The sequence below is a fragment of the Pseudomonas ceruminis genome, assembly GCF_021602025.1.
Taxonomy (GTDB): Bacteria; Pseudomonadota; Gammaproteobacteria; order Pseudomonadales; family Pseudomonadaceae; genus Aquipseudomonas; species Aquipseudomonas ceruminis.
Genome location: NZ_BQHW01000010.1, coordinates 159017 through 169035, shown reverse-complemented (window position 1 = coordinate 169035; position 10019 = coordinate 159017). Strand labels below are relative to the sequence as shown.

7 protein-coding genes, 1 rRNA gene and 2 pseudogenes are annotated in these 10019 nt (G+C 59.9%); 9 read left to right on the top strand and 1 reads right to left on the bottom strand.

Annotated features, from left to right (window positions below):
• Positions 1 to 69 precede the first annotated feature (69 nt).
• Positions 70 to 185, top strand: a 5S ribosomal RNA gene (gene rrf, locus L6D80_RS14375).
• Positions 186 to 461: 276 nt separating this feature from the next.
• Positions 462 to 2105 (top strand): acetolactate synthase large subunit, encoded by a 1644-nt coding sequence (locus L6D80_RS14370; RefSeq protein WP_054903782.1) that lies wholly within the window; start codon positions 462 to 464, stop codon positions 2103 to 2105.
• A gap of 113 nt (positions 2106 to 2218) precedes the next feature.
• Here the strand turns inward: L6D80_RS14370 and L6D80_RS14365 are convergent.
• Positions 2219 to 3174: pseudogene (locus tag L6D80_RS14365) on the bottom strand (IS3 family transposase); the annotation flags it as partial.
• Between L6D80_RS14365 and L6D80_RS14360 the strand changes: the two are divergent.
• The 7 genes and pseudogenes from L6D80_RS14360 to L6D80_RS14330 all read left to right on the top strand — a co-directional run.
• Positions 3174 to 3317: pseudogene (locus tag L6D80_RS14360) on the top strand (FAD-dependent oxidoreductase); the annotation flags it as partial. The pseudogenes L6D80_RS14365 and L6D80_RS14360 overlap by 1 nt on opposite strands.
• A 147-nt stretch (positions 3318 to 3464) precedes the next feature.
• Positions 3465 to 4361 (top strand): nitrilase family protein, encoded by an 897-nt coding sequence (locus tag L6D80_RS14355; protein ID WP_176512646.1) that lies wholly within the window; start codon positions 3465 to 3467, stop codon positions 4359 to 4361.
• A 19-nt stretch (positions 4362 to 4380) separates the two neighbouring features.
• Entirely contained in the window at positions 4381 to 5526 is a 1146-nt protein-coding gene (locus tag L6D80_RS14350; RefSeq protein ID WP_371419533.1) for a hypothetical protein, read from the top strand.
• Positions 5523 to 6512 carry an asparaginase gene (locus L6D80_RS14345; protein ID WP_176512644.1) on the top strand — a complete coding sequence of 330 codons (990 nt, stop codon included), beginning with the start codon at positions 5523 to 5525 and terminating at the stop codon, positions 6510 to 6512. The genes L6D80_RS14350 and L6D80_RS14345 overlap by 4 nt, the downstream gene beginning before the upstream one ends.
• A gap of 90 nt (positions 6513 to 6602) precedes the next feature.
• The gene (locus L6D80_RS14340; protein WP_054900595.1) at positions 6603 to 7154 is read left to right on the top strand and encodes a UPF0149 family protein; all 552 of its coding nucleotides are present in this window, start codon (positions 6603 to 6605) and stop codon (positions 7152 to 7154) included.
• A gap of 122 nt (positions 7155 to 7276) precedes the next feature.
• A complete protein-coding gene (locus tag L6D80_RS14335; protein WP_176512643.1) occupies positions 7277 to 7900 on the top strand; it encodes a glutathione S-transferase family protein in 624 nt (207 codons plus the stop codon).
• Between the two features lie 27 nt (positions 7901 to 7927).
• Positions 7928 to 9958, top strand: a complete 2031-nt coding sequence (locus L6D80_RS14330; protein WP_176512642.1) for a pyridoxamine 5'-phosphate oxidase family protein — start codon at positions 7928 to 7930, stop codon at positions 9956 to 9958.
• Positions 9959 to 10019: the final 61 nt, after the last annotated feature.

Genomic DNA, 10019 nt, shown 5'->3' with positions numbered 1-10019 from the left:
GCAACATCACACATATCGCATATCCGAATTCGCTAGGCTGTCCAGCTGGACATTCTGGCAACAGAATTTCTTGACGACCATAGAGCATTGGAACCACCTGATCCCATCCCGAACTCAGTAGTGAAACAATGCATCGCCGATGGTAGTGTGGGGTTTCCCCATGTGAGAGTAGGTCATCGTCAAGATTCATTTCGCAAAACCCCTATCTGCGCGAGCAGGTAGGGGTTTTGTCTTTTCTGGCTTTGTATGCTCAGGCAAAGCTGTTTTGTCCGCCCTATACCTACGCAGGTGTCCGAAACGGTGCGACAATTAATCCTGTTCGTAAACGTGACTTTCCCCTGCCTGGTCTGCGTCAAGGCTTAGGTTCGGGGCATCCGCGCGCCCGGACATAGCGATGCCAGCGTACCGTGCTGCGCATTTCTGGACCTCCACCGTCCTATACAACTGAGGTAAGAAGCAAGATGGCCAAGGCCGCCGATGTCGTTGTGCAATGCCTGGAAAACGAAGGTGTCGAGTATGTATTCGGCATTCCCGGCGAGGAGAACCTCGACCTGCTGGAATCCCTGCGCAAATCGAAGATCAAGCTGGTACTGACCCGCCACGAGCAGTCTGCAGGCTTCATGGCTGCGACTTATGGCCGTCTGACCGGCAAGACCGGCGTCAGCCTGTCGACCCTCGGCCCAGGCGCGACCAACCTGGTGACCGCCAGTGCGTACGCCTACCTTGGCGGCATGCCGATGATGATGATCACCGGCCAGAAGCCGATCAAGAAGTCCAAACAGGGGCGCTTCCAGATCATCGACGTGTGCGGCATGATGGACCCCATCACCAAGTACACCCATCAGTTCGCCTCGGCCGACAACATTCCGTCGCGTATGCGTGAGGCCTTCCGTCTCGCCGAAGAAGAGAAACCGGGCGCGGTACACCTGGAGCTGCCGGAAGACATCGCTGCCGAGCAGACCGACGCCATGCCGATTCCGCCGAGCCTGCACCGTCGCCCGCTGGCCGAGCACGTGGCCATCGATGCTGCCATCGAGAAAATGCGCAATGCGCGCAGCCCTATCTTGGTGATCGGCGCCGGCGCCAACCGCAAGATGACTGCCAAGGTCCTCAAGCAGTTGATAGACCAGACGGGTATCCCGTTTGTCACCACTCAGCTTGGCAAAGGTGTGGTGGATGAGCGCAACCCGCGCTTCCTGGGTAACGCTGCACTGTCCTCCGGTGACTTCGTGCACCGGGCCGTCGAAGCTGCAGACCTGATCGTCAACATCGGCCACGACGTGATCGAGAAGCCGCCGTTCTTCATGGTTCGTGGCGGCACCGAGGTCATTCACATCAACTTCCGCTCTGCTGAAGTCGATGCCGTGTACTTCCCCCAAGTCGAAGTGATCGGCGACATCGCCAACGCCGTGTGGCAGATCGGCGAAGGCCTGGGCGACACCTCGCATTGGGACTTCACCCGCCTGATGGCCATCCGCGAAGCGAACGAAGCGCAGATCGCCGAAGGCAAGGACGACGACCGCTTCCCGGTCTATCCGCAGCGTCTGGTAGCCGACGTGCGTCGTGCCCTGCCATCCGAAGGTATCGTCGCCCTCGACAACGGTATCTACAAGATCTGGTTCGCCCGTAACTACAAGGCGCACAAGCCCAATACCGTACTGCTGGACAATGCCCTGGCGACCATGGGCGCCGGCTTGCCATCGGCCATGGCAGCGCACCTGGTATACCCGGACCGCCCGGTGATCTCGGTATGCGGCGATGGCGGCTTCATGATGAACAGCCAGGAGCTGGAAACCGCGGTACGCCTGGGCATGCACATCACTGTGGTCATTCTGCGTGACGATGGCTATGGGATGATCCGCTGGAAGCAAGCCAACATGGGCTTCACCGATTTCGGCCTGGACTACGGCAACCCGGACTTCGTCAAATACGCCGAAGCCTACGGTGCCAATGGCCACCGTGTGGAAAGCGCCGAAGGTTTGCTGCCGCTGCTCGAGCACTGCATCAAGACCCCGGGCGTGCACGTGATCGACTGCCCGGTCGACTACAGCGAGAACGACCGCATCCTCAACAGCGAACTGCGTGAGCGTGCGCTGGCGGTATAAGGCTTAAGGACCCCTCGCCAGCAAGCTGGCTTCCACAGGGAGCGTGCTGTTCTCAAGGACGGCGCTGAACCTGTGGAGGCTAGCGTGCTGGTGATGAGGCCTGCAGCGGCACCTCAGTTGCCTTGTAGTGGTCTACTAATCCCGGACACCGGATTAAGTTTTTCCTCGGCAATCGCTGGCGGTAATCCACCGTTGAACTGATGCGGTCGCTCCCAGTTGTAGCGTTGCATCAGAAAACTGCCGATGTCCTGCTGTGCCTGCGCAGCACTCATGTAGCCCACACTCGGCACCCACTCTGTTTTCAGGTTGCGGAACAAACGTTCCATGGGCGCATTGTCCAGGCAATTACCTCTGCGGCTCATGCTCTGCCTGAAGCGGTAACGCCACAACCGCTGTCGAAAAACTCGGCTGCCATACTGGCTACCCTGGTCACTATGAAACAGCACATTCTGCGGCCGCCCACGGTGCTCGTACGCCATGTCCAGCGCTTTGATGACCAACTCACTGTCCGGTTTAGGTGAAAACGCCCATCCCACCATGCGCCGTGCAAACAGGTCGATAACTGCCGCCACATAGTGCCACTGACCTTGAGCCCACACGTACGTGATGTCGCCGCAGCATACTTGATTCGGTGCCGTGACATCGAATGCGCGCTCCAGCACATTCGGGATGTCAGGGCGCTCCACTGTGGCTTTCTTGTAGGCATGTGAATCCGGTTGATTACTGATCAGCTTCATTTCGCGCATCAACTTGCGCACCTTGAAGCGGCCGATCTGAATGCCTTCTTCGCGCATCATGCACATGATGGTTCGACTACCTGCGGCATTACGGCTCTGTGTAAATAGCTCGTTAACCCGAACGCGCAGTGCCAGTCGCGCAACGTCCGGAGATCGCCGTTTATGGCAATGCGCGTAGTAACACGAGCGAGTGACTTCAAACACCGAGCAGAGTAATTCGACAGGCTCCTCGCGGCGGAGCTGATCAATCAACGCGAGCGCTCGTGTTCCTCGGCCATCAAAAGCGCGGTAGCCTTTTTTAAAATCGATTTCTCCCGTTCCACACTACAGAGAGTCCTTCTCTGTAGATGCGGGCTGGACAGAACCTTGCCTGCGCACGGCAATCGACACCGTGATAAACCTTTGCGATCGGACTTCAGCAACGTTCAATGGTGGCTTCACCTTAGACCACTATCCGCATTACCAAGTACGGTAGGCAGGGTTTTGGCAGTGAGTATGTAAGAGTCTTCCTTCTATACACATTCCGTTTTCCTACTAGTTTGTGGGAGTGAGCTGACTATCGCTCCCCGACTCATCGCCACTCTACTAGCGCCTTCCACAACAACGATAAAAGGAAGCCGCCATGTCTGAGCACTGCACTCCCGTCAGTCCCGTGCGAATCGCAGTCATCCAATATGGCCCTCAGGTGGGGATCGACTACTGTGACAGCAATCTTGGCAAAGGGCTGGCATTGGCCCGGCGCGCTGTGAACGATGGTGCCAACCTGATTGTGCTGCCGGAACTTGCCAACACCGGCTATACGTTCACCTCACGGGCCGAAGCTTACGCCCATGCCCAAACCTTGCAAGACGGCAGCTGTGTGCAGGCGTGGGCCGACTTCGCAAGGGACAATCACGTTTATCTGGCGGCGGGTTTTGCCGAGCGAGATGGCCTGAAGCTGTATGACAGTGCAGTACTCTTCGGGCCGGAGGGTTTGCTTGGGCACTACCGCAAAGCACATTTATGGAACCAGGAAAAGCTATGGTTCACCCCTGGTGACTTAGGTTTCCCCGTATTCGAGACGCCCATTGGGCGTATCGGCTTGCTCATTTGCTGGGATATCTGGTTTCCCGAAGTCCCTCGCGTGATGGCGGCGCAAGGTGCCGACATCCTCTGCAGCCTGAACAACTGGGTATGGACGCCACCGCCTCTTTTCGATGAAGCCGGGCGCTGCATGGCCTCTTACTTGACCATGACTGCAGCACACGTCAACAACGTCTACATTGCGGCGGCCAATCGTATAGGTAGCGAGCGTGGCGGGCGTTTCCTGGGCTGCTCGCTGATTGCAGGAACCAACGGCTGGCCGATCGGTGAGGTAGCCAGTGCAGAGGAAGAACATATCCTCTATGCCGATGTAGACCTCAGTGCTGCACGTTCTGCGCCGATCTGGAACAGCCTCAACGACCTGCCACGGGACCGGCGCACAGATCTCTATGACCATACCCTCGGTTATCGGCTGCATGCCCCGATGCCGCGCTGAGGAGTCGGACATGAAAGAGATGAACGTCCCGACGCGGCAATGGCCATTACTGGTGGTGTTCACCTGCATGCTCGGACTGCTGATCAGCAGCCTGGTTGTTGGTCAATGGCCGGACTATGGACACACCATTGCAACGATTGATCAGCCCCTGAGCCGTTTGCGTTGGATAGTGGGTGATATCAGTGAGGTCGCTTTCTACAAGCATGAGTTGCCCGCGTTAGGCTTGCTGCTGGGTGCCTGTCTGGCGCATTGGGCATCGGTCCGTGGCTACCGCTGGCAAGGCTTTGCCATTTGCTATGGCAGTGGTCTATGGCCTTGGGTTGTCGGCAGTTCACTGTTGGGTCTGTTGCTGAGCCACGGCTTATGGGGATGGACCTTGGCCGCTGGCGTGTGGCAACCGACCTTCGTCGCCTTCGTGTCGTTGCCGGCTGCAATGGTGCTCCTGTTGGGTGGCGGCTGGCAGGTAACGATCAGCGGTGCAGTGCTGGGTGCACTGTTGGTAACGCCTGCCAGCCTGTTCTTCGTCAACTACCTGTGTATTCCTCTGCAACTGCCGGTAGTGATTGGCAACGTGAGCGGCATGGCCGTGGCAAGCGCTGTCGCGTTTATGATGTGCAGACGTTTTCCGTCATGGGTGGGGCAGGGTCGAAAGCACATCGCGTTGCAGCCAGTCAGCGGCGAGCCGAATTACGGCGTGGTCTGGACCCTGCGCCGCGTATTGGCCGACTTCAGCGAGGCACCATTCTTTGGCAATGAGCTTGCCAGTCTGGGACTGCTTCTAGGCTTGCTGTTGGCCTACCTAGTGGCCCCTGCTGGGCCGGCCTATGGCTCGCAACTGGTACTGCAGATGGTGACAGGGCAGTTTATGGCGTCTTTGGTGGGCGTGCTGGTGTGGCGTCGTCAATGGCAGGTGCGTAGCTGGTATCCCACGTACATTCCTATTGTGTCGGTCGTTCCTGCTGCCGTCCTGACTCACGGTGGCCACTGGCAGGTTGTGATCATCAGCGCTGTACTGGGGGCTTTGGTCGCACCGCCGCTGGCTGTGGCTATCAGCGATCGGTTGCCGAGCCATATGCATGGTTATATCGGCAATGTGTTGTCCATGGCCATCAGTACGCTGGCGATAGTACCGCTGGTAGGGCTGATGGCAGGAGGTGATGTATGACAGCGACTACGGCACTGCCTCGGCTTGCGATCGGCAGCCTGGGTGGAACGGTCAGTATGCAGGCCGGCACGCTTCAGAGCGGTGTAATCCCCGCGTTGGGTTGTGAGCAGCAGGTGGCGTTGCTGCCAGAGCTGCGCGAGATGGCGCAACTCGAACTGGCGACGCTGGGCATGGTGCCCAGTGCCTCGCTCGCCTTTCAGGCGCTGCTCGACGTATTGGCCTGGGCATGTGAGCAGGTTGAGCGGGGCGCGCAGGCAGTCATGCTGACTCAAGGGACGGATACGCTGGAGGAAACGGCTTACTTCTTCGATCTGCTCTGGCCCTTTGACACGCCCTTGGTGCTAACCGGTGCAATGCGCTCGGCCAACCGACCGGGAAGTGACGGGCCGGCCAATCTGCTGGCGGCAGCGCAAGTGGCATTAGCTCAGCCCAGCCATGGGCGTGGCGTGCTGGTTGTTATCAACGACCAGATCCACTGTGCCGCAAGGGTGCGCAAGACCGACAGCTTTGCGATGGCTGCTTTCGAGTCACCCGGAGGCGGCGCCCTGGGCGAAGTCGTGGAGGGTGTCGCGGCCTATTATCACCCGCCCTCACCACGTTCAGTGCTGCCGACTCCCCATCGTCTCGACCATCAGGTTGCGCTGCTAGAGGCCTGCCTGGATGCGGACACTGCCCTGTTGAAATCGATACCGTCGCTAGGCTACGAAGGCCTGGTCATCGCCGGTTTCGGCGCGGGGCACGTTTCCGATACCTGGTCCGAGATGTTGGACCAACTGGTACTCCAGATGCCTGTAATCGTAGCTACCCGCACTGGGAGTGGTCCAACGGCGAGGTCGAGCTATGGGTTTGCCGGGGGCGAGATCGACCTGCAGAAAAAAGGCGTACACATGGCTGGGCAGCTGTGCCCACGCAAGTGTCGAATCCTTCTATGGCTACTGATCGGCACAGGCACGCAATCGCGCCTGCATACCTGGTTACCCCGCTAGGGAAACTGCCCGTAGCCGCTCGGCTGCGGGCAGCCTTCTGGTGCGTGCTGTGCTAGGGTGCGTGCACGTTTGCTTTTCAGGAAATCCTTCATGCTCCCCGCTCTCAGCGAAAAAGAACTCGACCGCCTCGAAGACCTGTTGATCACTTACGGCAACGATTATTCGGTGCTCAACCTGGCGGAGCTCAATGGCTTCTTCACCGCCCTGGCCAGCTCCCCGACCCGCGTGAACCCTGAGCAATGGCTGCCCACCGTCGCCGGGGGCAAGGTGCCGAAGTTCAAGAAGCCTGCTCACGAAGAAGCCTATACCGCACTGATGCTGCGTTATGCCAATCAGGTAGCCGAAGCCCTGGCGGATGACCTGGACCGCTTCGAGCCGCTGTTCGAGGAAAGCGACGCCGAGGAAGGGGCAGTGGTCATCATGGAGGAATGGTGCTTTGGCTACATGCGCGGCACCCAGGTTGCCGGTTGGGGCGAGTTGCCGCCAGAGCAGGCACAACTGCTCAATGCTATTTCGTTGCATGGCCTTGAGGATAATTTCGAGTTGCTCGATCAGATGACCGAGGAAGACATTCAAGCCTGTGTGCCGCAGGTAATCGAGGCTGCGCGAAGCCTGTATCGTTATCAGCGCTCGGAAAAATAACGACCCAATTATTTCGCCAAGCGAAATTATGGTTTCCCCGCCACGCTGATTCCGCTGCCAGCCGAATCAGCGCAGCATGTGCTCCACACGCACCAACCGGTGCCTACCCTGGAGCGCAGAGCATGATCAAACTCTACAATTTCCCCAAATCCGGCCACGCCCACCGCATCGAGTTGATGCTGTCGCTGCTGAACCTGCCTACCGAGCTGGTGTTTGTCGACCTGGCCAAGGGCGCGCACAAGCAGCCAGCGTTTCTTGCCCTCAATCCTTTTGGCCAGGTGCCGGTGATCGACGACAATGGCACTGTCATTGCCGATTCCAACGCCATCCTCATTTATTTGGCCAGCACTTACGACAAGGGTGGCCAATGGTTGCCTCAAGACCCGGTGGGCGCGGCTCGGGTGCAACGCTGGTTGTCGGTCGCCGCTGGGCCGCTGGCCTTCGGCCCCGCCGCCGCGCGTCTGGTCACGGTATTTGGTGCTTCGTTCAACACGGATGAAGTCATTGGCCGTGCTCACACCCTGCTCAATGTGATAGACGGCGAGCTGGCCAAGACACCGTTCCTGGCCGGCAACGAGCCGACCATCGCCGATGTTGCCAACTACTCCTATATTGCCCACGCCCCAGAGGGCAACGTTTCGCTGGAGCCGTACCCGAATGTGCGCGCCTGGTTGGCGCGCATTGAGGCGTTGCCCGGTTTCGTTGCCATGCCACGTACCGCTGTGGGCCTGCAGACCAGCGTCTGAGCGATCATCAACACGAGGTATGCCGCCATGGCGCGACAACCAGCTCCTCGAACTTCGCCTTGGCACGCTGGCGAGAAACGCCTGCAGGAACAGGTGGGGGTGGCAGAGCGCATGGAGGCGTTCGGGCAGAAGGTCATCCGTGACCACATGCCTGATCAGCACCGCGCGTTCTATCACCAGTTGCCGTTCCTGGTGGCAGGCACCGTGGACGCGCATGGCAAGCCTTGGGCGACGGTGCTCGAAGGCCCGGAGGGCTTCGCCAGTTCGCCCGATCCAAAGCGCCTGCTGATCGAAACCGGCCGCCCTGGCGATGACCCGGCTACGCCAGGGATGGTGGTTGGCGGGGCCATTGGCTTGCTCGGCATCGAGTTGCATACCCGTCGACGCAACCGTATCAATGGGCTGATCCGGCAGTCGTTCGGCGGTTCGCTCGAGGTCGAGGTGGAGCAGTCGTTCGGCAATTGCCCGCAGTACATCCAGCAACGCGTCTACCGCCGTGTTGATGAGCCCGCGCAAGGGCGGCTGGACTCGACAGCGCTGGATAGCCACGCGGTGCAGATGATCGAGAATGCCGACACCTTTTTTGTCGCCAGTTACGTCGACCTGCCGCAAGGGCATCGCGCGGTGGACGTTTCCCATCGAGGTGGGCGCCCCGGTTTCGTCAAGGTTGAAAGCAACCGCCTGACCATTCCCGACTATGCCGGCAACCTGCATTTCAACACCCTTGGCAACCTGCTGGAAAACCCCCAGGCGGGCTTGTTGTTCGTCGATTTCAGCAACGGCAACGTGCTACAGGTGACTGGTCGCACCGAAGTGATCCTCGACAGCCCGTTGATCAAGGCTTTCGAAGGCGCCGAGCGGCTTTGGACGCTGATGGTCGAACAGGTAGTGCTGCGCCGCGCGGCTATTTCCTTGCGCTGGGCCTTTCAGGAATACTCGCCGACCAGCCTGATGACCGGCACCTGGGCAGAAGCCGAACAGCGCCTGCAGCAGCGTGAGCGGCAACGCCAGTGGCTGACGTGGGGCGTGCTGCGGGTAGAGCAGGAAAGCCGCGATATCCGTTCGTTCTACCTGGCGGCCGATGGACCGGTTCCCTTTGCTCCCGGTCAGCATATTCCCGTGCGTATTCCCCAGGCGGGCGCTGCTCCATTGATTCGAACCTACAGCCTGTCCAGCGCGCCGTCCGATGGCCATCTGCGCATCAGCGTCAAGGCGCAGGGCCCGGCATCGCGTTACCTGCATGAACAGATTGCCGTCGGCGACACGTTGCAGGTGCGCCTGCCGATGGGCAGCTTCACCTTGCAGGGCGACAGCGATCGGCCCCTGGTGCTGATTGGCGCAGGCGTGGGCATTACCCCGCTGATGGCCATGCTCCGTGAACAGTTGGCGATGCGGACGGGGCGGCGTATTCACGTGTTCCAAGGCGCTCGTAGCCTTGCCGAACTGCCATTCCAGCGGGAGCTTGCCCAATTGCAGTGGCAGGCCGGAGCCCTGTTGAGCGTGCATCGCGCGTTGAGCCAGCCGGAGCCCGAAGCGTTGCCAGGGCGCGACTATGAGCATGCCGGTCGCCTCGGCATTGAGCAGGTCAAGGCAGCGCTGCCGCTGGACGATTACGATTTCTACCTGTGTGGCCCGGCCAGCTTCACCCAAGACCTTTACGAAGGCTTGCGCGCCGTACACGTGCCGGATGGGCGCATCCATGCCGAAGCGTTCGGCCCTTCGACGCTCCGGCGCCATGGCAACGACAACCAGCCGGTGCTGCAGCAGCCGCCGGCGGCCAGCGAGCCGGTACCGGTATACTTCGCCAGTTCAGCCAAAGAGGCCCGGTGGGCGCCCGCCAGCGGCACCCTGCTGGAACTGGCTGAGGCGCGTGGGCTCTCGCCGGATTTCAGTTGTCGCGGAGGGTCATGCGGCACCTGCAAGACCAGGCTGGTGAGCGGGCAGGTGCATTACCCAAATCCGCCTGCCGAGCTGCCGGAGAACGGGACGGTACTGATTTGCTGCGCTGTGCCTGCCAGGCTAGAGGAGGGGGCGCAGGCACTGGTGCTGGCGCTCTGAAGCTGTCTGTGCCGTCGATAGATGCGGCCCAGGCAGCGCAAACTATGCAGATAGCAGATAA

Bases quoted from the DNA above. Each gene is read 5' to 3' on its own strand.
- L6D80_RS14370 (WP_054903782.1), top strand. From the start codon at position 462: ATGGCCAAGGCCGCCGATGTCGTTGTGCAATGCCTGGAAAACGAAGGT.
- L6D80_RS14355 (WP_176512646.1), top strand. From the start codon at position 3,465: ATGTCTGAGCACTGCACTCCCGTCAGTCCCGTGCGAATCGCAGTCATC.
- L6D80_RS14350 (WP_371419533.1), top strand. From the start codon at position 4,381: ATGAACGTCCCGACGCGGCAATGGCCATTACTGGTGGTGTTCACCTGC.
- L6D80_RS14345 (WP_176512644.1), top strand. From the start codon at position 5,523: ATGACAGCGACTACGGCACTGCCTCGGCTTGCGATCGGCAGCCTGGGT.
- L6D80_RS14340 (WP_054900595.1), top strand. From the start codon at position 6,603: ATGCTCCCCGCTCTCAGCGAAAAAGAACTCGACCGCCTCGAAGACCTG.
- L6D80_RS14335 (WP_176512643.1), top strand. From the start codon at position 7,277: ATGATCAAACTCTACAATTTCCCCAAATCCGGCCACGCCCACCGCATC.
- L6D80_RS14330 (WP_176512642.1), top strand. From the start codon at position 7,928: ATGGCGCGACAACCAGCTCCTCGAACTTCGCCTTGGCACGCTGGCGAG.